The following is a 23,639-nucleotide window of genomic DNA, read 5'->3' on the forward strand; positions in this document are numbered from 1 at the left end:
GCCCGAGCCGGCCCCCCGCCCGCACCCCCCGCCGGACACCGGCCGGCCGCCGCCGGCGCCCCGACGCCTGACCCGCCGGCCCGGCCCGCTGCCGGGCCGCCGCGCACCGATCCGCCCGCCCCTCTCACCCTCCTGGAGCCACCGATGCCCGAACCACGCCGCCGCGCCCGCGCGCTGGCCCGCCGATGGTGGCCGCTGGCCCTCGCCGTCCCGCTCGGCGCGGCGGCCGGTGCCGGCTACGCCCTCGTCTCGCACCCCAGCTACTCGGCCAGCTCCTACGTGGTGGTGGTCCCGAACAACCCCGGCGAGAACTCCACCGCCGTCAACTTCGCCCAGGCGTACGGCCGGCTCACCGGCCAGCCGCAGGTGCTGATCGGAGCCGCCGCCGAGACCGGCCGGACGGTGACCGCGCTGGCCGGGCTGGTCCGCGGCACCACCTCCCCGGACGCCCCGATGATCGAGATCACCGGCACCGGCGCCCGCGGCGAGGAGGCGGTGAAGAACGCCGACGCGGTCGCCAGGTCGCTGATCGCGTTCGGCAACGCCAGCAGCAAGGAGACCGGCGTCCGCCTGGTCCCGCTGGCCCCCGCCGCCGAGCCCGACGCCCCCGCCTCCCCGTCCGCGAGCCTGGACACCGCGGTCGGCGCGGCCGCCGGCGTGCTGGTCGGCGCCCTGGTGCTGCTCACCCGCCGCAAGCCGTCCGCCACCACGGAAGCCCCGCGGACCCCGCAGGCCGCGGAGCCCGAGCCCGCGCTGCCCGCCCAGGCCGAGGCCGCCGAGCCCGCTCCCGGGAAGACCCGCGCCCCGGCGGCCGCCCGGTGAAGCTCCGCCAGCGGCGCGGCCCCCGGGTGCCCGCCCAGCCGGCCCGCTGCGCCGCCGACCGCGAGCAGTGGAGCGCCGAGGTGCTGCGCGCCGACGACGCCCTGGACCGGGTCGCCGACGACTGGGACGACCTGCACCGCCGCTGTGCCACCGCGACCGCCTTCCAGGCCGCGCCGTGGCTGCGCTCCTGGTGGCGCGGCTACGGCCGCCCCGGCGCGCTGGTGCTGGTGCTGGTCCGCCGCGACGGCCGGCTGGTCGGCGCCGCCGCGCTGCGCCGCCGCGGCCCGTTCGGCGGCCTGACCAACCTGGGCGCGGGCCTGGTCGACTTCACCGACGTGCTGCTCGACGACGACTGCGCCGACCGGGCCGCCGCCGAGCTGGCCGCCGCCCTGCCGCTGCACCGCCCCTGGCACAGCCTGGAGCTGCGCGAGGTGCACCCGTCGGCGGCCGTGCAGCGGGTGTACGCGCACTGGCGCGGCCGCCGGCACCGCTACGCGGACTCGCTCTGCCAGTACCTGCCGGCCGTCCCGATGGAGGAGCTGCTGAAGCGGCTGCCCGGCAAGACCGCCCAGCGCAGCCGGGTCAAGCTCCGCAGGATCGCCCAGTCCGGGGTGCTGGTGCACTCCGCGACGGCCGAGGAAGTCCCGTACACGGTGCGCGAGTTGCTGCGGCTGCACCTGCTGCAGTGGCAGGACCGCGGGGTCACCCCGGAGCACCGCACCGCGCGCTTCGCCGCGCACCTGACCGAGTCGACCACCGGCCTGGTGGCGACCGGCCGGGCGGTGATACACCGGTTCGAGCTGGACGGCGAGGTGGTGGCGGTGAACCTGGTGATCCTCTGCGCCCCGTTCGGCGGCCTGTACATGTACGGCGCGCACCCCCGGCTCCGGGAGAAGCTGGACATCGCCGGGCTGCTGTTCGGCGCCGCGCTGGACGCGGTCCGCGCCGCCGGGATCCCGCAGCTCAGCCTGCTGCGCGGCCAGGAGCCGTACAAGCAGCGCTGGCGCCCGGACCAGCTGTCCAACCAGCGCCTGGTGCTCGGCCCCGGCCGGCTGGCCCCCGCGGCGGCCGCCCGCGCGCTGCGGGTCCGGGCCCGGATCGCGGCCGTGCACCTGCTGCGGACCCGGATGCCGAAGCTGAAGGAGGCGCTAGCGCAGCGGCGACTGCGGTGAGGTCTTCACCGGCCCGACGGCCCCGGAGGAGCCCGACATCAGCTGCTTGTACACCGCGGCCGACTTCGGGTTGTCCTTGCAGGCCCAGAAGCCGTGCGGGCAGTAGTCGGTGACGGTCTGGTAGGCGGTGTCGTGGGTGCGCATCCACTCCACCATCCGCCGGACGAACTCCGGGTTGTCGCCGTTGCGGAACAGCCCCCACTCCGGGTAGGACACCGGCTTGCCGCGCTTGGCGGCGAACTCGACCTGGTCCTGCAGCCCGTACGGCTCGGAGACGTACTCGTCGAAGGTGCCGCCGGCCGGCTGGTCGTAGCTGTCCATCCCGATGATGTCGACCACGTCGTCGCCCGGGTAGCAGCGCGTCCAGGGGATGGCGTCCAGCCCGCGGGTGGGGGTGAAGTCGAAGGAGAAGCGCTGGCCGGGCACCGAGCGCATCACGCCGACGATCCGCCGCCAGTACGCCTTCCAGGCCGCCGGGTCGGGCTTGCAGCGCGAGGTGTAGGTGACGCCGTTCATCTCCCAGCCGAGGGTGATGACGGTGTCGCCGCCGCCGAACGCGACCAGCTTCCGGGCCAGGCGCAGGAAGTGCTGGTCGAACTCGCCCTGGTTGCCGCGGGCCAGCAGCCGGGCCACCTCGGCGTCCGGCACGTTGCCCTCGTTCGGGACGAGCATCGGCACGCCCAGCACCAGCCGCCGCCCGGGGTCGGACTGCCGCCACTGCGACCACAGGCCGAGCACCATCGGCTCGCCCTCGATGTCCTGCCAGCCGTTGCCCGCCAGGTAGGTGTGGCCGACCTGCAGGTTGGCGTTGTTCAGCCAGGAGGACATCCGGGCGATGTTCGGGATGTAGGTGTCCCAGGAGCCGACGAACGCGCCGAACGGCACCTCGTGCACCGCCCGCTGCACCACCGGCCGGGGCGCCGCGCCGCGCGGCTGGATGGCGTCGGAGGAGAGCGCGGCGTGGCGCTCGGTCTGGCTGAGCGGGGTGCCGGAGGGCACGCTCGCGGTGGTCACCAGCAGCAGCGCGGCAGCGGCCAGGGTCAGGCGGCCGAGACGCATGGGCTCTCCGTGGGTCCAGGGACAATTCCGGCCCCAGGAGCCTAGCCTGACGGACCGTCATAAATGCCCCATGTCACCCCAACGGGTCAGCCCGGGGGCCGGTCAGCCGAAGGTGTCGCACTTCGCCGGGTCGCCGGTGCGGTAGCCGGTGGTGAACCACTGCTTCCGCTGCGCCGAGGAGCCGTGCGTCCAGGTCTCCGGGTTGCTGCGCCCGGTGGCCCGCTGCTGGATCCGGTCGTCGCCCACCGACTCGGCGGCGTCCAGCGCCAGCGCGATGTCCTGGTCGGTCAGCGAGGTGATCAGCGGGCGCCCGGTGGAGGGCTGCGGGGTGGTGGTGGCGTGGTGCGTCCACACGCCCGCGTAGCAGTCGGCCTGCAGCTCCAGCTTGACCGAGGCGCTGTCCGCGCCCTGCCGGTCGTTGCCGACCTTGCCCATGGTGCCCAGCAGGTCCTGCACGTGGTGCCCGTACTCGTGCGCCACCACGTACGCCTCGGCGAACGGCCCGCCCTTGGCGCCCAGCTGCCGGGTCATGTCGTCGAAGAAGCCCAGGTCGAAGTAGGCCTTGCGGTCGCCGGGGCAGTAGAACGGCCCGACCGCGGAGGTCGCGGTGCCGCAGGCGGTGGCGACCCGGTCGGTGAACAGCACGGTGTCGGCCGGGCTGTAGCTGCGGCCGCGGGCCGCGAAGTCGGCCTGCCAGTACGCCTGGACGCTGTTGACCACGGCCAGGATCCGGCAGTCCTGCCGCCTGTTGGCGTCCGCGCCGGTCTTGCAGGCCGCGCTCAGCTGGGCGGGGCTGGTGGCCTTCCCGACCGGCGGCGCGGCCGGCTGGTCGGCGGCGCCGAACAGCCCCGGGTCGAGGCCGAACAGCAGCGCCACGACCAGCCCGAGGATGCCGATCGCCCCGCCGCCGACCGCCAGCCCGCCGCCGGGGATGCCGCGCCGGTCCTGCACCTGCGAGGCGTCGAGCTCCGCCTCGTCGTCGAACTGCATTCCGTCTCACCTCTGTAACAGTCGGTGGGGCCACCGCACGGGTACCCTAGCGGGCCGCGCCCGTCCGCCCGCCCGGCGGACCCGCAGGTCGGGCCGGGTCGCGTCGGGCCCGGATAAAGGTCTGGACCAGTGACACGCCCGGGTCGGCCGGGCGGTAAACCGGGGGCTCCCGTCAGTACCCGCCGGATAAACTCCGCCCGTGTCCTTCAACCCGCTGCGAAGCCTGTCGCCCCGCTCGGCCCTGCCCGCCGCCGCCGTCCTGCTGGTCCTCGCGGCCGGTGCGGCGGCCCACGCCAACCGGCCCGAGCCGTTCGGCGACCGGGTGGTCCCCGGCGCGTCGGACGCCAGCCCGGTGAGCGCGCAGTCGACCGGCGCGGAGCAGGCCGACCTCCAGGTGGGCCCCGGCGTGGAGGCCTACTCGCGGTCCACCGGCGAGCGCCTGTGGTCCTACCGCCGGGAGGGCGCCACCGCGCTGCACCTGGCCCGGGTCGGCGAGGACGCCGTGGTGCTCTGGGACGACGGCATGATCACCGCGGTCAACACCGCCGACCACTCGGTGCGCTGGCACCGCGGCTTCCCGGACCTCGCCGACTGGCTGCGCGCCGACGGCGAGCCGGGCGCGGACACCCGCACCGAGGAGCAGCGCGAGCAGACCATGCTGCAGCGCGCCGCCGACGCGCTGCACCCGTCCGACGACAAGGTCAACGACGCGTTCGTGACGGTGGTCACCCCCGGCCTGCTGATGGGCTTCCGCGAGCGCGACGGCGACCTGCGCTTCAACTCCCGCCCCCCGGCGGGCTGCGACTTCGACCCGGCGCGCACCGCGCAGACCGACGACGCGGTGCTGGTGCCGCGGCTGTGCCCGCCGGCCGGCGGCTCGGCCGCCCGCCAACTGCCCGGCGGCGTCATGGTGTTCTCGCTCACCGACCACGGCGGCTTCCTCAACACCGGCCCGGACGTGGTGATGCGCCCGCTGGACGGCCACCGGGTGATGGTCGAGGACGGCCCGGTGATCGGCAGCTGGGTGTACGACACCAGGCTCGGCACCCGCGAGGCCGCCTGCGGCACCGCCGCCGTCCCGTTCGCCGCGGCCCGCCCGTCCTGCGAGAAGTGAGCGCCGTCACCGGCCCGGAAGCCGCGTCGGCTGGCGCGAAAAAGAGTTTGCCGATACTCCCGTAAACTTGGGTCCAATGGCTGAGAGCCATACCCACGCCGAGGAGAGACCCCAGCCATGATTTCCGCGAACGCCCTGGAGCTTCGTGCCGGTGCCCGCATCCTGATCGAGTCCGCCAGCTTCCGGATCGCCCCGGGCGACCGGATCGGCCTGGTCGGCCGCAACGGCGCGGGCAAGACCACGCTGACGAAGGTGCTGGCCGGCGAGGGCCTCCCGGCCGGCGGCACGGTCACCTCCTCCGGCGAGGTCGGCTACCTCCCGCAGGACCCGCGCACCGGAGACCTCGACGTCCTCGCCCGGGACCGCATCCTGTCCGCCCGCGGCCTCGACACCGTGCTGAGGAAGATGCGCGAGAACGAGGAGCGGATGGCCAACGGCAAGGGCGCCACCCGCGACAACGCGATGAAGAAGTACGCCCGGCTGGAGACCGAGTTCCTCACCAAGGGCGGCTACGCCGCCGAGGCTGAGGCCGCCACCATCGCCGCCGCGCTCGGCCTGCCCGACCGCATCCTCGGCCAGGAACTGCACACCCTCTCCGGCGGCCAGCGCCGCCGCGTCGAGCTGGCCCGGATCCTCTTCTCGGACGCCGACATCCTGCTGCTCGACGAGCCCACCAACCACCTCGACGCGGACTCCATCGCCTGGCTGCGGGACTTCCTGAAGACCTACAAGGGCGGCTTCATCGTCATCTCGCACGACGTCGAGCTGGTCGAGACGGTCGTCAACAAGGTCTTCTACCTGGACGCCAACCGCTCCGCCATCGACATCTACAACATGGGCTGGAAGCAGTACCAGCAGCAGCGCGAGGACGACGAGAAGCGCCGCAAGCGCGAGCGGGCCAACGCGGAGAAGAAGGCCGCGACGCTCAACTCGCAGGCCGACAAGATGCGCGCCAAGGCCACCAAGACGGTTGCCGCGCAGAACATGGCCCGCCGCGCCGAGAAGCTGCTCTCCGGCCTGGAGCAGGTCCGGGTCTCCGACAAGGTCGCCAAGCTCCGCTTCCCGGACCCGGCCCCGTGCGGCAAGACCCCGCTGACGGCCGAGGGCCTGTCGAAGTCCTACGGCTCGCTGGAGATCTTCACCGACGTGGGCCTGGCGATCGACCGCGGCTCCCGGGTCGTCATCCTCGGCCTCAACGGCGCGGGCAAGACCACCCTGCTGCGGATGCTCGCGGGCGTGGAGCAGCCGGACACCGGCGAGGTCATCCCCGGCCACGGCCTGAAGATCGGCTACTACGCGCAGGAGCACGAGACGCTCGACCCCGAGCGCAGCGTGCTGGAGAACATGCGCTCCTCCGCGCCGGACACCGACCTGGTGCAGATCCGCAAGATCCTCGGCTCCTTCCTGTTCTCCGGCGACGACGTGGACAAGCCCGCCGGGGTGCTCTCCGGCGGCGAGAAGACCCGGCTCGCGCTGGCCTCGCTGGTCGTCTCCAGCGCCAACGTGCTGCTGCTCGACGAGCCCACCAACAACCTCGACCCGGCCAGCCGCGAGGAGATCCTCGGCGCGCTGCGCACCTTCACCGGCGCGGTCGTGCTGGTCACCCACGACGAGGGCGCGGTCGAGGCGCTCCAGCCGGAGCGGATCATCCTGCTCCCCGACGGCGTCGAGGACCTGTGGAGCCCCGCCTACCACGACCTGGTGTCGCTGGCCTGACCCCCGCCCGCCCGGGCCCCCGCCCGGACCGGGCGGGTAGACGCGGGGTCCACCGCCGGTACGAGAAGAACTCGTCCTCCGTCGATCCCGGGAACACCGGGAGGTGCGTCTCCGTTCTCCGTCCGGCCGCGCGCGGTTTGCCCGCTGACGGTCCGGGCTGAGCAGCGGATTCGCTCACCGGGGTGAACGACCGAGGGGCGCGCACACCCTCCGTGAGCGCCCTGGTGCGGAGCGCGCACCACCGCTCGAGCCCGCTTTCCCGCGACGGACCTTGTCGAATGGGTGGCCAGGAGCCTTGCAATGGGTGATCATGGGATTCTGACCGATCACCTCTACGAGGAGGCACGGGTGGCCGAGACTCTGAAAAAGGGCAGCCGGGTAACAGGTGCCGCGCGTGAGAAGCTCGCGGCCGATCTCAAGAAGAAGTACGACTCCGGGGCGAGCATCCGCGCCCTCGCGGAGGAGACGGGCCGGTCCTACGGCTTCGTCCACCGCATGCTCAGCGAGTCCGGGGTCAACCTCCGGGGCCGCGGCGGAGCCACCCGCGGCAAGGGCAAGGCCACTGCCGCTGCCGGTTCCTGACGGTCCGTCACCCCGGGCGGGCGGCACCCGAGCAGCTCCGGCCGCCCCCGGCTCACCACTTCGCTGCTCGCCATGCACGACGCTCCACAACGGATCGGCGGCCGGGTTCTCCCGAGCCGCCGACCGCCGTTTCCGGGCCCGGCGCGGACCGTTCCTGTACGTGGGTCGGCCGCTTTGTTACTCTCCAGTAGCCCGTCGGGGTCGGCGGGCAGCCCCGCCCCGCCGCTGGAAGGTAACCGCCATGACCACCGACATCCCCGACGCCGACCGCACCGCGTGGGAGAAGGCGGGCGTCCGCCTCGACCTGGACGGCGAACTCGCCACCGTCACCCTCTGTGACCCCACCCGCCGCAACGCCCAGACCCCCGCGATGTGGCGGGCCCTCGCCGCCGTCGGCCGGGCGCTGCCCGGCACCGTCCGGGTCGTCCTGCTCCGCGGCGAGGGCAGCTCCTTCTCGGCCGGCCTCGACCGCGCCATGTTCACCCCCGAGGGCATCCCCGGCGAGACCGGCTTCCTCCAGCTCGCCGCCTCCCCGGACGCCGAGCTCGACGCCACCATCGCCTTCTACCAGGAGGCCTTCACCTGGTGGCGCCGCACCGACCTGGTCACCGTCGCCGCCGTCCAGGGCCACGCGGTCGGCGCGGGCTTCCAGCTCGCCCTCGCCTGCGACCTGCGGGTGGTCGCCGAGGACGTCCAGTTCGCCATGAAGGAGACCTCCCTCGGCCTGGTCCCCGACCTCGGCGGCACCAAGCCGCTCACCGAACTCGTCGGCTACGCCCGCGCCCTGGAGATCTGCGCCACCGGCCGCCGGATCGGCGCGGACGAAGCCGTCGCCATCGGCCTCGCCAACCTCGCCGTCCCCGCGGACGACCTCCCCGCCGCCGCCGCCGACCTGGCCGCCGCCCTGCTGGCCGCCCCCCGCAACGCCGTCATCGAGACCAAGTCCCTGCTGCGCGGCGCGATCGACCGCACCTACGACCAGCAGCGCGCCGCCGAGCGCGAGTCCCAGGCCCGCCGCCTCCGCGACCTCGCGGGCCGCTGAGGCGACCGCACGACACGAGCAGGGGCGCGGCCGCCGGGCCGCGCCCCTGCTCGTGTGCCCGGTGCGCCCGTCCGCAGGCACCCGCGCTGCGCCCCGCGTGGCGAAATGTCAGGGTTGGGAGGAAGTGCGGTATAGCTGGTGTCGAACGTCAGGAGAACCGAGATGACGCAGCCTCACACCCCCACCCCCGCGGACCTGCAGAAGAACGCGACGGAGAACCGGCCGAGCGGTGAGCGCGGCCGTACCGCCCTCGCGGTCGGAGTGGTGGAGAAGATCGCCGGCATGGCGGCCCGGGAGGTGTCGGGCATCCACGCGCTGGGCTCGGGGTTCTCCCGGACGTTCGGAGCGATGCGGGACCGGGTGCCGGGCTCGAAGTCCAGCGTCGGGCGCGGGATCAAGGCGGAGGTCGGCGAGAAGCAGACCGCCATCGACATCGCGCTGGTGGTCGAGTACGGGGTGGTGATCCCCACGCTGGCCGGCGAGGTGCGGTCGAACATCATCGAGGCGGTCGAGCGGATGACCGGCCTGGAGGTGGTCGAGGTGAACATCGCCGTCAACGACGTCCACCTGCCCGACGAGCCGGACGAGGACGAGGAGGAGGAGCCCGCCTCCTCCGGCCGGCGCCCCCGCGTGCAGTGAGTCGTGACCGTCCCGAGTGCCGAGCGGAAAGCCGAAGGAGTAGCGGATGAACCTGGCGTTGGTGGGCCTGCTCGCGGGCATGGCCCTCGGCTTCGCCGGCTACTTCGGCGGTTTCGCCGCGTTCCTGCTGGTGGCGGTGCTCGGGGCGGTCGGTTTCGTGGTCGGGCGGCTGATCGAGGGGGACATCGAGCTCGGTGACCTCGGCGACCTGCTGCGCGGCCGGGACCGGCGGCGCTGATGGCCCACCCGGGGGTGGTCGCGCAGCGCGGCGGCGAGCAGGTCGCGGACCGGGTGTACCGGCGGATCGCGGCCCGCGCCGCCGCGGACGCGCTCGCCCCGGCCTGGCGGGACCGGCCCGGCCCGGTCCCCCGCCCGAAGGTCTCGGCGCTGTTCTCGCACGGCCGGGTCCGGCTGACGCTGCACCTGGAACTGCCGTTCCCGTCCGACGTCGGCACGCTGGCCCGGACGGCCCGGGACGCGGCCTGCCGCACCGTCGCCGAGCTGACCGGCACGCCGGTGACCGGGGCGGACGTGATCGTGGACCGGCTGCACCCGGCGGCCGCCGGATGACCGCGCCGGAACCGGGGCCCGGGCCGGAGCCGCGGTCCGTTCCGAGCGCGGAGCCGGCGCACGGGAGCGGGCCGAGCGGGCTGGAGGCCAGGCGGCGGCGGGCCGGGCGGTGGCTGCGCTCCCAGCGGGCGGTGCCGGCCGCGCTGGTGGTGGCCGTGCTGCTGGTGGCGTCCGGTGCGCTGCTGTACGACGTGATCGCGGTGCGGGCCGGCGGGCAGGCCCGGCCCTGGCGGCGGGAGCTGTCGGAGCAGTTGGCGACCCGGCACCTGGACGACCCGTGGGTGCTGGGCATCGCGGGTGGCGCGGTCGCCCTCGGGCTGCTGCTGCTGTGGCTGGCGTTCGCCCGCGGCCTGCGCGGCTGGCTCGCGCTGGAGCCGCGCGGGGCGGCGATCCACCGCAGCGCGGTCGCCGCACTGATCGCCGGGCGCGCCCAGCGGCGCGCCGACGTGCACTCCTGGCAGGTGAAGGTCGGCCGGCGGCGCACCCGGGTCACGCTGACCGGCACCACCGACCCGGCCGGGGCGGAGCGCGAACTGCGGGCCGAACTGGACCGGATCCCGCTGGCCGCGCCGCACCGGCTGGACGTCCGCACCCGGCCGGTGCACGAGCGCCACCACCGCCGGGAACTCGCCGAGTGGGAGCCGCCCCGATGAGCCGACGCGCCGTCAACCGCACCCTGCTGGCCCTGGTCGGGCTGGCCCTGCTGGCGGGCGGGGCCCTGGTGCTGCTCGGCGGGCTCGACGCCTACCGGCACCTCGGGATCACCCCGCCCCACTGGTGGCCGCTCACCTCGCCCGACCAGCCCGTGCTCAGCACGGCCAGCCGCACCCGCTGGACCGACCGCGACTGGTGGTGGCCGGTGGCCATCGCGGTGCCCGCGCTGGTGGTCCTCGGCTGCCTGTGGTGGCTGTTCTCCCAACTGCGCCGGGGCGGCCCGGCCGGGGTCGACCTGCCCTCGCCCGCGGCGCCCGGCGAACCGCACTTCGCCCTGCACGTGCGCAGCCGGGCGGTCGAGGAGGCGATCGAGGCCGAAACGGTGGCGCTCCCGGACGTCGACCGGGTCACCGTCAAGGTCACCGGAGCGGCCCGCCGCCCCGAGGTGCACACCGCCGTCCGGCTCGCCCCCGGCGCCGACACCGCCGCCCTGCTCTCCGCCTACCGCACCGGCCCGGTCGAGCACGCCCGCCACTCGCTGGGCCTGACGTCGCTCCCCGCCCAACTGCGGCTGCGCGGCGGCAAACCCCGCAAGGAACGGCAGCGCCGGAAGACCCCCCGGGTGCGCTGACGACCGCGCTCCGGAACAGGCGCCCCCCACTTCGGGCAACCGGCCGGAACGGGCCGGGGCGCGGCGGTACGGTTACTGACCATCCGCCAATTCGGCGCGGGATCAAGGGGGTTGGAGTGCGGGACGGTCCGCTGCGAATACCGGGGTTCCGGCTGCTGGTGGCCGGACAGTTCGCCTCGATGCTGGGGGACTGCTGCTACGCCGTCGCCCTGCCCTGGCTGGTGCTGGGCGGGCACGGCGGGACGGCCCTGCTCGGCACCGTCCTGGCCTGCTACGGGGTGGCCCGGGTGGCCACCATCCCGCTCGGCGGCGTCCTGGCCGACCGCTGGGGCGGCCGCCGGATCATGCTCGGCGCGGACGCCGTCCGGGCCGCGGCCGTCGCCGGGCTCGCCGCGGTCTCCGCCACCGGGGAACCCGGGACGCTCCAACTCCTGCTGCCCGCCCTGCTGTTGGGCGCCGGCTCCGGGCTGTTCCTGCCCGCTTCGTACACCCTGCTGCCCGGGCTGCTCCCGGCCGACCAGCTCGGGCGGGGCAACGCGCTCTCCACCATGGCCAACCAGTTCGGCGGCGTGCTCGGCCCCTCGCTCGGCGGGCTGCTGGTCGCGCTGTGGGGGGCCACGCCGGCGCTGCTGGTCGACGCCGGGTCCTTCGCGCTGTCGGCGGCGGTGCTGCTCGGACTGCGCCCGGCGCGGGCGGAGCGTGCCGGGGGCCCCGCCCCGGACGGGGAGGGGCCCGGGTTCGCGGAGGTGCTGCGGCGCGGACGGCTGCTGCACGTGGTGATGGTGGTCGCGCTGGTCTGCAACCTCGCCTTCAACGGCACCATGGAGGTCGCCCTGCCGGACTGGGCCCACCGCGACCTCGGGCCCGCCGACTACGGCGCGCTCCTGACCGTCCTGAGCATCGGCTCGCTGCTCGGCTCGGCGATCGCGGTCCGGGCCCGCCCCGCGCAGCGGCCCGCCCGGCTGTTCGCCGCGCTCGCCGCGGTGATGGGCCTCGGCCTGGCGGGCGTGCCGTACGCGGGCGGGGTGGTCGGGGCCGGGGCGTGCATCGCGGTGTACAGCGTGGCCGGCGGCTGGCAGAACATCGTCGTCGTGACGATGCTCCAGACCTGGACGCCGGCCCGGCTGCTGGGACGGGTGATGAGCATGGTGATGCTCGCCGTCACCGGCTCCTTCCCGGTCTCCGTCGCGCTGGCCGGCCTGGCCGTCCACCGCCTCGGCCCGGCCCCGTTCTTCCCCGCCGCCGGTGCGGTCATCGCCCTGGCCGTGGCCCTCGCGCTGGCGCAGCCGGCCTTCCGCGGGCACCGGCACGGGGCGGTGTTTGCGGGCGGGGCGGCCTGAAGCGGGGGACTGCGCGGAGAGGTCGCGGGACGGCGCGTGTGGCCGTCCCGCGAGGTGGTTCGGCGGGGCGGGGCCCGGCCGTGCAGTTCCTGGTTGTTACAGGCTGCGGATGGCTCCGCCGTCGACCGGGAGCATCAGGCCGGTGAGGTAGGAGGCGGCGGGGGAGAGGAGGAAGGCGGCGGTGCGGCCGAACTCCTCGGGGGTGCCGTAGCGGCGCAGCGGGATGCCCTCGGTGGCGGCCTCGCGGGCGGCGGCGGGGTCGGCGGCGAGGGAGTCGAGTTCGCGGACCCGGTCGGTGTCGATCCGGCCGGGGAGCAGGCCGAGGACGCGGATGCCGCGCGGGCCGAGTTCGTCGGCGAGGGTCTTGGCGGCCATGGCGAGGCCGGGGCGCAGGCCGTTGGAGATGCCGAGGCCGCCGATCGGCTGGCGGACCGAGGTGGAGAGCACGAAGGCGATGACGCCCCCGGCGGGGAGACGTTCGGCGGCGGTGCGGGCCAGTCGCAGGGCGCCGAGGAAGACGGAGTCGAACGCGCTGCGCCAGGCGTCGTCGGTGGCGGTGGCGACCGGGCCGGCGGCGGGGCCGCCGACGCTGATCAGGATGCCGTCGAAGCCGTCGAAGCGGCTGCGGGCGGCGTCGACCAGGCGCTGCGGGGTGGCCGGGTCGGCGTTGTCGGCGCCGACGCCGTGGGCGTTCTCGCCGAGGTCGGCCGCGGCGGCGGTGGCGGCCGCCTGGGTGCGGCCGGTGACGATCACTTTGGCGCCTTCGGCGACGAGTTGCCGGGCGGTGGCGTGGCCGAGCCCCCGGGTCGCGCCGGTGACCACGTACACCTTGTCCTTGAGTCCGAGATCCATGCCGACCATTCTCGCCGGTCGGCACGGATCCCGGACGCCGGGTCAGCCCACCGGGATGCCGGGGTTGACCAGGGCGGTGCCTCCGGTGACGGTGTTGTCGGCGGTGACGGTGACCGGGCAGTCGGCGGAGTAGTTGGTGACGTCGATCGCGTACTTGGCGGCGTTGGCGCCGTTCGCGCCGGTCAGGTCGGACCTGTTGCCCCGGAAGACGGTGCCGCAGCCCCAGCCGGGCTGCTGGGTGTGGGTCTGGTAGCCGTCGTTCATGGTGCGCACGCCGGTGTTGTTCTCGATGACGTAGCCGTTGCCCTTCACGTCGACCCAGGAGTCGTCGTAGTTGATGTTCGTCAGGCCGTTGCCGTCGAAGCGGTTGCCGGAGACCAGGCCGCCGGTGGTGCCCTCCTTGAGGTCGATGTTCTCGGCGCCGATGTTCGGGCCGATGGTGTTGCCGACGATCTGCACGTAGTCGCTCTTGTCGGTGAGCGTGTTGGCGGTGCCGACGTAGACGCCCTCGCCCTTGCCGTCGTGGGCGGTGCCGGTGTCGTGCACGGTCGAGTTGCGCAGCACGCCGTGGCTGGAGGAGTTGCGGAAGTGCACGCCCTCCATGGTGGTGTGGTGGACCGTCACGCCGTCGAGCACCACGTAGTCCGAGGAGTCGACCATGATGCCCTTCTGGGCGTTGGTGACGGTGATGCCCTGGACGGTCCAGTAGGGGGCGTTCGCCAGCGAGAGGCCGTAGCCGCCGCCGGTGGAGGTGGTGAGGACGGCGTTCGGCGAGCCGGTCAGGGTGATCCGGGCGGCGGCCGTGCCCGCCGTGGTGATCTTGAAGTTGCCGCTGTAGGTGCCGTCGGCGAGCTGGATGGTGCGGCCGGGGACGGCGGCGCTCAGCGCGGCCTGGAGCTCCTTGGCGGTGGAGACCCGGACGGTGTTCGCGGCGGCCGAGGAGGCCGGGGCGGACGGCGTCGGGGTGGTGGCGGAGGGCGAGGGGGAGGCGGGCGCGGAGGGCGAGGGGGAGGGCGAGGCGGGCGCGGAGGAGGACGGGGGCGGGGTGGACGGGACGGCGCCGAGGGCGGTCAGCGAGACGTCGTCGGCCTGGTAGGGGCTGCCGTACCAGCCGCTGAGGGCGACCGTCACCCGGGTGGTGTCCGGGCCGGTGGTGAAGGTGCGGGTGAGCTGCGTCCAGCCGGCGGCGTTCGCCCAGGTGGAGGTGGACACGCCGGTGCCGGTGGCGGCGAGGGTGACGTAGGAGCCCTTCACCCAGGCGGACAGGGTGTAGCCGGTGTTCGGCTGGACGTCGACGCCCTGGGTGCACGGGGCGAGGTCGCCCGCGCCGGGGGTGGCGCTCAGCGCGGCGGCGCCGGAGTGCGGCCCGGAGGCGGTGAGGGCGGCGGTGCCGGTGCAGCTCCAGGGGGAGAGCGCGCCGGACTCGAAGCCGCCGTTGGCCAGGAGTTCGGTGGCCGCGCCGGCCTGGGCGGGCAGCAGGGCCAGCACGGCGGAGCCCAGGGCCAGGGCGCCGGTCGCGGCGGCGCCGCGGTGGAGGCGGTGCGTCATGGAAGTCGCTCCAGAGTGGGGGAAAGAGCGTTCAGGGCATGTGCACGGCCAATTTGGACTAGACCAATACGGGGCGTCAATGGGTGTGCGCCGACCGGGTGTCGATGGCGCGCGGCCGGGAACCGTCCGAAGATGGGGGAATCGGACCACCCACCCGAGGTGCAGCGCATGGACAGTCGGCGGTTGCCGAACATCGACGGCGTCGCGGCGGCCCTGGTCGACGGCGACGGACGCGTCGTGGGCTGGACCGCCGCCGCCGAGCAGCTGCTCGGCCTGGCCGCCGCCCAGGTCACCGGCCGCCCGGCCGCCGACCTGCTGGCCGACGCCACGGCCGACGCCGCCGCGCTCGGCCGCCGGGCCGGCGAGGTGCGGCTGCGCACCGGCGGCGGCCCCCCGCTGGAGGTCGCCTACCAGGTGCTGCCGCTGGCCGGCGAGCACGGCGAGGTCCGGGCCCTGGTGCTGGCCACCCCCGCCGACACCGTCACCCGGTGGCGCCAGGACGAGGCGTTCACCCGGGAACTGTTCCTCCAGGACCGGCTCGGCCTGGCCTTCTTCGACACCGACCTGCGGCTGCTGCGCACCAACACCCACCTGCTGCCCTACACCGGACTGCCCGACCACCTGGCCGGCCACCGGCTCGGCGACTTCCTGCAGCCCCGGGACGCCGAGGACGCCGAGGCGATCCTGCGCCGGGTGCTCGACACCGGGGAGCCGGTGGTCCGGGCCGAACTGCCGATCCGCACCCTGGACGACCCCGGCCCCGCCGTGATGATGGAGGTGCAGGCCTTCCGGCTGCAGGCCCCCGACGGGGCGCTGATCGGCGTCACCGCGCTGTTCGGCGACGTCACCGAACTGCACCGCTACCGGCGGCGCGCCGACGTGCTGCACCGGGCCACCGCCGCCGTCGGCGGCTCGCTCTCGGTGGCCGGCACCGCCGAGGACCTGGCCGGCGTGCTGGTGCCCGGGCTCGGCGACCGCGCCGAGGTGGACATCGCCGAAGCCGTCTTCACCGGCGACGAACCGGTGCCCGGCGCCGACGGGCTGCTCCCCGTCCGCCGCACCGCCACCGCCGGGCCGCCCGGGCCCGACGACCGCCCGCTCGGGCCGCTCGGACCGATCGCCCGCGAGGAGCTCGGCCGCCCCGCCGCCGCGGCCGCCGGACGGCCCACGATGAGCGCCCCGCTGCACGCCCGCGGCGGCCCGCTCGGCCGGGTCACCGTCCACCGGGGCCCCGACGACGGCCCGTACGCGGGCGAGGACCTGGAACTGCTGCGGGAGATCGCCGCCCGGGCCTCGCTCGCCCTCGACAACGCCCGCCGCTACACCCGCGAGCACCGGGCCGCCGTCGGTCTGCAGCGCTCGCTGCTGCCGCCCGCCGAGACCGCGGTGCCCGCCGCCACCACCGCCAGCGTCTACCGGCCCACCGACACCGCGACCGGCGTCGGCGGGGACTGGTTCGACGTGATCCCGCTCTCCGGCGCCCGGGTCGCCCTGGTGGCCGGCGACGTGGTCGGCCACGGCCTGCAGGCCAGCGCCACCATGGGCCGGCTGCGCACCGCCGTGCGCACCCTGGCCGACCTCGACCTGGAGCCCGACGAGCTGCTGGTGCACCTGGACGACCTGGTCTCCCAGCTGGTCGTCGAGGGCAGCGAGGAGGAGCGCGAGCGCGGCGTCGCCGACCCGTCCGGGGCGACCTGCGTGTACGCCGTCTACGACCCGGTCTCCGGCATCTGCCAGGCCGCCAGCGCCGGGCACCCGCCGCCCGCCCTGGTGCACCCCGACGGGCGGGTCGAGTACCTGCCGGTCAACCCCGGGCCGCCGCTCGGCGTCGGCGGGCTGCCGTTCGAGACCGTCGAGTGCGCGCTGCGCGGCGGCAGCGTGCTGGCGCTGTACACCGACGGGCTGATCGAGGGCGGCACCGGCGGCGACCTGGACGAGGGCATGGCGCAGCTGGCCGTCCGGCTCGGCGAGGCCGACCTGGGCGGGGACCTGGCGGCGGCCGGGCGGGCGATCGTCGCCGAGATGTCCACCGCCGGGCTCAGCGACGACGTCACGCTGCTGCTGGCCCGGCTGCACCCGGTGCCGCCCGCGGACACCGCCGTGTGGACCATCGAGGCCGACCCGTCGGCGGTCGCCGGGGTGCGCGAGGCCGCCACCCGGACGCTGGAGGAGTGGGGGCTGGACGGGCTGGTGTTCACCACCGAGCTGGTGCTGAGCGAGCTGGTCACCAACGCGATCCGGTACGCGGGCGGGCCGGTGATGGTGCGGCTGATCCGCTCCTCGGTGCTGACCTGCGAGGTCTCCGACCCCAGTGCCACCCAGCCGCGGATGCGCCGGGCCCGGCTCACCGACGAGGGCGGCCGCGGCCTGTACCTGGTCGCCCAGCTGACCGAGCGCTGGGGCAGCCGCTACACCCGCAGCGGCAAGACCATCTGGGCCGAGCAGCCGATGGGGCCTGCCTGACGACCCCGCCGGGCGCGCGCCGCCGGGCATCCCGCCTGGCCGCACCGGCAAAACGCCCGAGTACTTCCAGTACGAGGGCGTTTCGCCGGCACGCCCAGCCGGGCGCCCAACAACGCGCGCTGATCCGGCGGGGCCGTCAGGCAGGCCCCGACCCGCCCCCGCTCAGCTGGTAGCGCCGACCAGTTCCCCGGCCTCGGCGGTCCGTTCGGTGGCGTGCTGCTTGGCCTCGCGGCGGGCCATCACCACCAGGCCGATCGGGATCAGCGAGGTGAACAGCCACCACTGGATCGCGTACGCCATGTGCGGGCCGATGTCGGAGTGGCCGGGCTCGGCGAGCAGCTCGGGGGAGGGGTCGGCGGCGGGCCGGGAGGAGGACAGCTCCAGGTAGCCGCCGAGCACGGTGCTGTTCGCGTACTTGGCCTGCTCGGCGGTGTTGATCACCTTGTACATCCGCTCGGGCAGGCCGCCGCGGTTCTTCACGCCCAGCGAGGCGTACGTCTCGTCGGCGCGCAGCCGGCCGGTGACGGTGACCTCGCCGGACGGCGGGGCCGGGACGTCCGGGATGCTGGCGGCGTCCGCGGCGGACTCCACCCAGCCGCGGTTGACCAGCACCGAGCCCCTGCCGTCGGCGAGCACCAGCGGGGTGACCACGAAGTAGCCGATGGTGGAGCCGCCGGGCTCGGTGCGGCCGCGGACGACCACCTCGTGCGCGGTGTCGTAGCTGCCGGTGGCGGTCACGGTGCGCCAGACCTCGCCGGTCGGGACGGACCAGCCGGGGGAGGAGAGCGAGTCGAAGGCGACCGGGGCGCTGCCCAGGTTGCGCGCCACCAGGTCGTTGCGGGCCACCCGTGCCTCGTGCCGGTGGTACTGCCAGAACCCCAGCTTGATCATGGTCGGGACCAGCACCGCGGCCACCAGGACGATGACCGCCCAGCGCAGGGACAGCAGGAATCGGTACACACCCGGCACGCTAACCCTCCTTACCGCCGCGTCAGGCACCGGGGTGCGGCGCGACCTCGCGCAGCAGCTGCAGGAAGGCGTCCTCGCCGACCACCGGGGTGCCGTACTCGCGGGCCTTGCGGGCCTTGCCGCTCCACGAGGTGGGCTCGTTGGTGACCAGCAGGCTGGTGAGCCGGCTGACCGAGGAGGCGATGTGCAGGCCGGCCTCGGTGGCCCGGTCCTCCAGCAGCTCGCGGTCGGTGGCGGTGTCGCCGGTGATCGCCACCCGCATGCCCTGCACCAGCGGGGAGCCGTCCGCCCAGCGGCCCGGGTTCGGGTACGGGCAGGCCGGGCGCTTGCGGCCGGGGCGGTAGGAGGAGCTCCAGGAGCCGCGGGCCGGGGCCGCCGCGGTGGCGGCGGCGTCCTCGCCGAGGTCGGTGACGGCGACGCAGGCGGTCAGCGGCAGCGGGACGCCGCCGCTGCGGGCCAGCTCCAGCGAGGGGCGGAACACCTCGGCCAGCACCCGGGCGTCGTCCAGCGCGTGGTGGGCCTGGCGCTGGTGCACGCCGAAGTGGGCGGCCAGCGAGGAGAGCTTGCCGTTGGGCAGCGGCAGCCGCAGGTCGCGGGCCAGCACCATGGTGCACAGCCGCTGCTCGACCGGGGCGCGCAGGCCGGCCCGGGAGAACTCGCGGGAGATCATGTTCCAGTCGAACAGCGCGTTGTGGGCGACCAGCACCCGGTCGCGCAGCCGCTCGGCGAACTCGGCGGCGACCTCCGGGAAGGTCGGCGCGCCGGCCAGCACCTCGCTGGTCAGGCCGTGGATCCAGACCGGTCCCGGGTCCCGCTCGGGGTTGACCAGGGTGTACCAGTGGTCGGTGATCTCGCCGTCCGGGTCGAGCTGGTAGACGCCCGCCGAGATCACCCGGTCGGAGCGGCCGAGACCGGTGGTCTCCACGTCGACCACGGCGAAGCCGCGCCCGGGGCCCCCGCCGGGGCCGGTGCGCGGTGCCGGGAGCGGCGAGGTCGGGAATGGCGCGTACATAACGCACCACTGTACGGGGAGCGGCGGGCGGCTCCGGACGGAATAGCGGGGGCGGGCGGTGCCTTGGCACTGGAGACGCGGGTGCGGACGCCCGCGGTACCCCGTAGAACGAAGGAACTCCCTCATGCGCGCCACCGTGATCCACGGCCCCCAGGACATCCGGATCGAGGAGGTGCCGGACCCGCGGATCGAGCGGCCGACCGACGTCGTGGTCCGGGTGCTGAACGCCTGCATCTGCGGCAGCGACCTGTGGGCGTACCGGGGGGTCTCCAAGCGCCAGGCCGGGCAGCGGATCGGGCACGAGTTCCTGGGCTTCGTCGAGGAGGCCGGCGCCGAGGTGCGCGGCTTCGCGGTCGGCGACCTGGTGGTGGCCCCGTTCGTCTGGTCGGACGGCGTGTGCGAGTACTGCCGCGAGGGCCTGCAGACCTCCTGCCCGCACGGCGGGTTCTGGGGCACCCCGGGGTCGGACGGCGGGCAGGGCGAGGCGGTCCGGGTGCCGTTCGCGGACGGGACGCTGGTGAAGCTGCCCAAGGAGGCGGCCGGCGACGCGAAGCTGCTGCCCGGGCTGCTGGCGCTGTCCGACGTGATGGCGACCGGGCACCACGCGGCGGTCTCGGCGGGCGTGCGGCCCGGGGCGACGGTCGCGGTGGTCGGCGACGGCGCGGTCGGGCTGTGCGGCGTGCTGGCCGCGCACCGGCTGGGCGCGGGCCGGATCATCGCGCTCGGCCGGCACGCGGGCCGCACCGCGATCGCCCGCTCGTTCGGCGCCACCGACGTGGTGCCGGAGCGCGGCGAGGCGGCGGTCGAGGCGGTCCGGGAGCTGACCGGCGGGCAGGGCGCGCACGCGGTGCTGGAGGCGGTGGGCACCGAGGAGTCGATGCGCACCGCGCTGTCGATCGCCCGGGACGGCGGCGCGGTCGGCTACGTGGGCGTGCCGCACGGCGGCAGCGCGGGCGTGGACATCGGCCAGATGTTCGGCCGGAACGTGCGGCTGGTCGGCGGCGTCGCCCCGGCCCGGGCGTACATCCCCGAGCTGCTGCCGGACGTGCTCTCCGGGGCGATCGACCCGGGCGCGGTGTTCGACCGCACGATCGGGCTGGACGAGGTGCCGGAGGGGTACCGGGCGATGGACGAGCGGACGGCGCTGAAGGTCCGGATCGCGTTCTGAACCGGCCCGCGAACAGGGACAATTGACTGATCATCACACCGGGGTGGCCGCAAAGCGGCCGCCCCGGTGGCGTGTTCTGGTCAGTTTTCGGCCACATCGCGTGGGGAAGCTTCTCGGCACCCGCTCCTCGATCTAGCATGCAGCGCACTCAATGTGACGTCACTCACGTCCATCTGATCGTCCGTCGCACCGAAGACGTCAGGAGACCCCGCGTGGCACCCCCGCCCGAGACAGCCCCCGAATCGTTCCAACGTATCGAGGAGTCACCGGAGTTCCGGCAACTCCGGAGCTCCTTCCGGAACTTCGCCTTCCCGGTCACGGCCGGATTCGTCCTCTGGTACCTGCTGTACGTCCTGCTCAGCTGCTACGCCCCCGGCTTCATGAGCACCAAGGTCGTCGGCAACATCAACATCGCGCTGGTGCTCGGGCTCCTCCAGTTCGCCAGCACCTTTGCCATCGCCGCCTGGTACGCCCGGTTCGCCGACCGGCAACTGGACCCGCGGGCCGCCGTGATCCGCGGCCGGGCCGACGCCACGCTGCCCGCCCAGGGCGCCGACCACACCGCCGTGGCCGAGGAGGCCGCCGAATGACGCAGCTGGCCACCTCCGCGAGCGACCACCGCACCCTGATCATGTCCCTGTTCGGGGTGTTCGTCGTCGCCACCCTCGGCATCACCCTGTGGGCCGGCCGCAACAACCGCGACGCCTCCGACTTCTACGCCGGCGGCCGCAGCTTCACCGGCTTCCAGAACGGACTGGCGATCTCCGGCGACTACATGTCCGCCGCGTCCTTCCTCGGCATCACCGGCGCCATCGCGCTCTCCGGCTACGACGGCTTCCTCTACTCGATCGGCTTCCTGGTCGCCTGGCTGGTCGCCCTGCTGCTGGTCGCCGAACCGCTGCGCAACTCCGGCCGCTACACCATGGCCGACGTGCTGGCCTTCCGGATGCGCCAGCGCCCGGTCCGCACCGCCGCCGGCATCTCCACCATCGTGGTGTCGATCTTCTACCTGCTGGCCCAGATGGTCGGCGCCGGCTCGCTGGTCGCCCTGCTGCTCGGCGCCCAGAGCGACTCCGCCAAGCGCTGGACCATCGTCGCGGTCGGCGCCCTGATGGTGCTGTACGTCGTCATCGGCGGCATGAAGGGCACCACCTGGGTGCAGATCATCAAGGCCGTGCTGCTGATCCTCGGCGCCGGGCTGATGACCGTCCTGGTGCTGGCCAAGTTCCACTTCAACCTGTCCGAACTGCTCGGCTCCGCCGCCAAGGCCAGCGGCAGCGGCGACAAGTTCCTGCAACCCGGCCTCAAGTACGGCACCAACGGCACCACCAAGCTCAACTTCCTCAGCCTCGGCATCGCCCTGGTGCTCGGCACCGCCGCGCTGCCGCACATCCTGGTGCGCTTCTACACCGTGCCCACCGCGCGCACCGCCCGGAAGTCGGTGCTCTGGTCGATCGGCATCATCGGCGTCTTCTACCTGATGACGCTCGCCCTCGGCTTCGGCGCCGCCGCCCTGGTCGGCCGCAAGGCGCTGTCCGCCGACAAGTCCGGCAACACCGCGGCCCCGCTGCTCGCCGAACACCTCGGCGGCGGCGCCGGGACCACCGGCGGCGCGGTGCTGCTCGCGGTGATCTCCGCGGTCGCCTTCGCCACCATCCTGGCCGTGGTCGCCGGACTCACCCTGGCGTCCTCGTCCTCCTTCGCCCACGACCTGTACGCCAACGTGATCCGGCGCGGCAAGGCCACCGAGAAGGAGGAGGTGGCCAGCGCCAAGCTCGCCGCGGTGGCGATCGGCGCGGTCGCCATCCTGCTGTCGATCTTCGCCGACAAGCTGAACGCCGCCGCGCTGGTCGCGCTGGCCTTCGCGGTCGCCGCCTCCGCCAACCTGCCCACCCTGCTGTACTCGCTGTTCTGGAAGCGGTTCAACACCACCGGCGCGGTCGCCTCCACCTACGCCGGCCTGATCACCTCCGTCGCCCTGGTGGTCTTCTCCCCGGTGGTCTCCGGCAACGCCAAGGCGCTCGTCCCGAGCGCCTCCTTCGACTGGTTCCCGCTGGAGAACCCCGGCCTGGTCTCCATCCCGGTCGGCTTCCTGGCCGGCGTGATCGGCACCTACCTCTCCCGGGAGAAGGCCGACCCGGCGAAGTACGCTGAACTGGAAGTCCGCTCGCTCACCGGCCTGGGCGCCCACTGAGCGAACACCTCCCCGGCGGTGTCCGGGAGCGGCGTTAAGCTGGCCCGGCCACCGCACGGTGGCCGGGCCAGCGGGCTTTTTCCAGGAAAGGCGGGCGCCGGATGCTCCTCGACACCTACGGCCGGCAGGCCGTCGACCTGCGGGTATCGCTCACCGACCGGTGCAACCTGCGCTGCACCTACTGCATGCCCGAAGAGGGCCTCAACTGGCTCGGCAAGCCCGAACTGCTCACCGACGAGGAGATCGTCCGGCTGGTCGCCCTCGCGGTCGGCTCGCTGGGCGTCCGGGAGGTGCGCTTCACCGGCGGGGAACCGCTGCTGCGGCCCGGGCTGGTGGCGATCATCGCCGCCTGCGCCGCGCTGGAGCCCCGGCCGGAGATCTCGCTCACCACCAACGGCATCGGCCTGGCCCGGATCGCCCCCGCCCTGCGCGACGCCGGCGTCGACCGGGTCAACGTCTCGCTCGACACCCTCGACCCCGACACCTTCGCCCGGCTCACCCGGCGCAAGCGCCACCAGGACGTGCTCGACGGCCTGGCCGCCGCCGAGGCCGCCGGGCTGCGGCCGGTCAAGCTCAACGCCGTCCTGATGCGCGGCGTCAACGACGGCGAGGCCGCCGACCTGCTGGCCTGGGCGATCGAGCACCGCTACCAGCTGCGCTTCATCGAGCAGATGCCGCTGGACGCGCAGCACGGCTGGGACCGCAGCCGGATGGTCACCGCCGAGGAGATCCTCGAACTGCTGCGCACCCGCTTCGAGTTGACCCCCGAACCGGCCGCCGCCCGCGGCGCCGCCCCCGCCGAGCGCTGGCTGGTCGACGGCGGGCCCGCGACGGTCGGCGTGATCGCCTCCGTCACCCGCCCGTTCTGCCGGGCCTGCGACCGCACCCGGCTCACTGCCGACGGCCAGGTCCGCAACTGCCTGTTCGCCACCGGCGAGACCGACCTGCGCGGCGCGCTGCGCTCCGGCGCGGGCGACGCGGAGCTGGCGAAGCTGTGGCGGGCGGCGATGTGGGGCAAGAAGGCCGGCGCGGGCATCGACCGGCCGGAGTTCCTCCAGCCGGAGCGGCCGATGTCGGCGATCGGCGGCTGAGCGCGGCGCTG

The 23,639-nt window shown here is 74.5% G+C and carries 23 protein-coding genes and 1 pseudogene; 17 read left to right on the plus strand and 7 right to left on the minus strand.

The annotated features are described in order from the left end of the window. The first annotated feature begins 144 nt into the window (after nt 1–144). Together IH44_RS0120595 and IH44_RS0120600 are read left to right on the plus strand one after the other, a co-directional pair. Nucleotides 145–822 (plus strand): Wzz/FepE/Etk N-terminal domain-containing protein, encoded by a 678-nt coding sequence (locus IH44_RS0120595; protein ID WP_035955799.1) that lies wholly within the window; start codon nt 145–147, stop codon nt 820–822. Next, nucleotides 819–1,994, plus strand: coding sequence for a GNAT family N-acetyltransferase (locus IH44_RS0120600; protein ID WP_051817114.1), 1,176 nt, complete (start codon nt 819–821; stop codon nt 1,992–1,994). The genes IH44_RS0120595 and IH44_RS0120600 overlap by 4 nt, the downstream gene beginning before the upstream one ends. On the opposite strand, the gene IH44_RS0120605 is transcribed toward IH44_RS0120600, so the two are convergent. Beyond that, complete coding sequence (locus IH44_RS0120605) at nt 1,971–3,053, minus strand: glycoside hydrolase family 26 protein (RefSeq protein WP_051817115.1); 1,083 nt, start codon at nt 3,051–3,053, stop codon at nt 1,971–1,973. The two genes, IH44_RS0120600 and IH44_RS0120605, sit on opposite strands and share 24 nt — an antisense overlap. Nucleotides 3,054–3,155: 102 nt before the next feature. Continuing rightward, on the minus strand, nt 3,156–4,043 hold the full coding sequence (locus IH44_RS0120610; RefSeq protein ID WP_030461119.1) for a neutral zinc metallopeptidase: 888 nt from the start codon (nt 4,041–4,043) through the stop codon (nt 3,156–3,158). Between the two features lie 199 nt (nt 4,044–4,242). On the opposite strand from IH44_RS0120610, the gene IH44_RS0120615 reads away from it, so the two are divergent. The 10 genes from IH44_RS0120615 to IH44_RS0120660 all read left to right on the plus strand — a co-directional run bounded on the left by IH44_RS0120615 (nt 4,243) and on the right by IH44_RS0120660 (nt 12,331). Next, on the plus strand, nt 4,243–5,157 hold the full coding sequence (locus tag IH44_RS0120615; RefSeq protein WP_030461120.1) for a hypothetical protein: 915 nt from the start codon (nt 4,243–4,245) through the stop codon (nt 5,155–5,157). Nucleotides 5,158–5,274: 117 nt separating this feature from the next. Continuing rightward, on the plus strand, nt 5,275–6,873 hold the full coding sequence (locus IH44_RS0120620; protein WP_030461121.1) for an ABC-F family ATP-binding cassette domain-containing protein: 1,599 nt from the start codon (nt 5,275–5,277) through the stop codon (nt 6,871–6,873). A 348-nt stretch (nt 6,874–7,221) separates the two neighbouring features. Further along, the gene (locus tag IH44_RS0120625) at nt 7,222–7,455 is read left to right on the plus strand and encodes a helix-turn-helix domain-containing protein (protein WP_030461122.1); all 234 of its coding nucleotides are present in this window, start codon (nt 7,222–7,224) and stop codon (nt 7,453–7,455) included. A gap of 241 nt (nt 7,456–7,696) precedes the next feature. After that, entirely contained in the window at nt 7,697–8,497 is an 801-nt protein-coding gene (locus tag IH44_RS0120630; RefSeq protein ID WP_051817116.1) for an enoyl-CoA hydratase/isomerase family protein, read from the plus strand. Between the two features lie 162 nt (nt 8,498–8,659). Continuing rightward, nucleotides 8,660–9,136, plus strand: a complete 477-nt coding sequence (locus IH44_RS0120635) for an Asp23/Gls24 family envelope stress response protein (RefSeq protein WP_030461124.1) — start codon at nt 8,660–8,662, stop codon at nt 9,134–9,136. A 46-nt stretch (nt 9,137–9,182) separates the two neighbouring features. Beyond that, the gene (locus tag IH44_RS0120640) at nt 9,183–9,374 is read left to right on the plus strand and encodes a hypothetical protein (protein WP_030461125.1); all 192 of its coding nucleotides are present in this window, start codon (nt 9,183–9,185) and stop codon (nt 9,372–9,374) included. Continuing rightward, nucleotides 9,374–9,706 carry a hypothetical protein gene (locus IH44_RS41230; protein WP_035955803.1) on the plus strand — a complete coding sequence of 111 codons (333 nt, stop codon included), beginning with the start codon at nt 9,374–9,376 and terminating at the stop codon, nt 9,704–9,706. The genes IH44_RS0120640 and IH44_RS41230 overlap by 1 nt, the downstream gene beginning before the upstream one ends. Then, nucleotides 9,703–10,359 (plus strand): DUF6286 domain-containing protein, encoded by a 657-nt coding sequence (locus tag IH44_RS41235; RefSeq protein ID WP_063759652.1) that lies wholly within the window; start codon nt 9,703–9,705, stop codon nt 10,357–10,359. The genes IH44_RS41230 and IH44_RS41235 overlap by 4 nt, the downstream gene beginning before the upstream one ends. Beyond that, a complete protein-coding gene (locus IH44_RS41240) occupies nt 10,356–10,991 on the plus strand; it encodes a hypothetical protein (RefSeq protein WP_035955817.1) in 636 nt (211 codons plus the stop codon). Before IH44_RS41235 ends, IH44_RS41240 begins: the two co-directional genes overlap by 4 nt. A 116-nt stretch (nt 10,992–11,107) precedes the next feature. Then, nucleotides 11,108–12,331: an MFS transporter gene (locus IH44_RS0120660; RefSeq protein ID WP_051817119.1), complete on the plus strand. Its 1,224-nt coding sequence runs from the start codon at nt 11,108–11,110 to the stop codon at nt 12,329–12,331. 96 nt (nt 12,332–12,427) lie between these two features. Here IH44_RS0120660 and IH44_RS0120665 read toward each other — a convergent pair whose 3' ends face one another. From IH44_RS0120665 to IH44_RS48215, 3 genes and pseudogenes are all read right to left on the minus strand, one after another. After that, nucleotides 12,428–13,183 (minus strand): SDR family oxidoreductase, encoded by a 756-nt coding sequence (locus IH44_RS0120665; RefSeq protein WP_030461129.1) that lies wholly within the window; start codon nt 13,181–13,183, stop codon nt 12,428–12,430. 42 nt (nt 13,184–13,225) lie between these two features. After that, entirely contained in the window at nt 13,226–14,257 is a 1,032-nt protein-coding gene (locus tag IH44_RS48210) for a right-handed parallel beta-helix repeat-containing protein (RefSeq protein ID WP_051817121.1), read from the minus strand. Between the two features lie 48 nt (nt 14,258–14,305). Continuing rightward, nucleotides 14,306–14,731, minus strand: a pseudogene (locus tag IH44_RS48215) (carbohydrate binding domain-containing protein); the annotation flags it as partial. A 168-nt stretch (nt 14,732–14,899) separates the two neighbouring features. On the opposite strand from IH44_RS48215, the gene IH44_RS0120675 reads away from it, so the two are divergent. Continuing rightward, nucleotides 14,900–17,194, plus strand: a complete 2,295-nt coding sequence (locus IH44_RS0120675; protein ID WP_035955805.1) for a SpoIIE family protein phosphatase — start codon at nt 14,900–14,902, stop codon at nt 17,192–17,194. 162 nt (nt 17,195–17,356) lie between these two features. Here IH44_RS0120675 and IH44_RS0120680 read toward each other — a convergent pair whose 3' ends face one another. Then, a complete protein-coding gene (locus tag IH44_RS0120680) occupies nt 17,357–18,154 on the minus strand; it encodes an SURF1 family protein (protein WP_030461132.1) in 798 nt (265 codons plus the stop codon). Between the two features lie 31 nt (nt 18,155–18,185). Further along, nucleotides 18,186–19,175, minus strand: a complete 990-nt coding sequence (locus tag IH44_RS0120685; protein ID WP_030461133.1) for a DEDDh family exonuclease — start codon at nt 19,173–19,175, stop codon at nt 18,186–18,188. Between the two features lie 124 nt (nt 19,176–19,299). Here IH44_RS0120685 and IH44_RS0120690 point away from each other — a divergent pair, with 124 nt between their 5' ends. The 4 genes from IH44_RS0120690 to moaA all read left to right on the plus strand — a co-directional run bounded on the left by IH44_RS0120690 (nt 19,300) and on the right by moaA (nt 23,628). Then, a complete protein-coding gene (locus IH44_RS0120690; protein ID WP_030461134.1) occupies nt 19,300–20,343 on the plus strand; it encodes a zinc-dependent alcohol dehydrogenase family protein in 1,044 nt (347 codons plus the stop codon). Between the two features lie 212 nt (nt 20,344–20,555). Then, on the plus strand, nt 20,556–20,933 hold the full coding sequence (locus IH44_RS0120695) for a DUF485 domain-containing protein (RefSeq protein ID WP_035955807.1): 378 nt from the start codon (nt 20,556–20,558) through the stop codon (nt 20,931–20,933). Then, nucleotides 20,930–22,537 (plus strand): cation acetate symporter, encoded by a 1,608-nt coding sequence (locus IH44_RS0120700; protein ID WP_030461136.1) that lies wholly within the window; start codon nt 20,930–20,932, stop codon nt 22,535–22,537. The genes IH44_RS0120695 and IH44_RS0120700 overlap by 4 nt, the downstream gene beginning before the upstream one ends. Before the next feature lie 101 nt (nt 22,538–22,638). After that, nucleotides 22,639–23,628, plus strand: a complete 990-nt coding sequence (moaA, locus tag IH44_RS0120705) for a GTP 3',8-cyclase MoaA (RefSeq protein ID WP_030461137.1) — start codon at nt 22,639–22,641, stop codon at nt 23,626–23,628. Nucleotides 23,629–23,639: the final 11 nt, after the last annotated feature.

It is taken from the genome of Kitasatospora sp. NRRL B-11411, from assembly GCF_000721345.1.
Lineage (GTDB): Bacteria > Actinomycetota > Actinomycetes > Streptomycetales > Streptomycetaceae > Kitasatospora > Kitasatospora cineracea.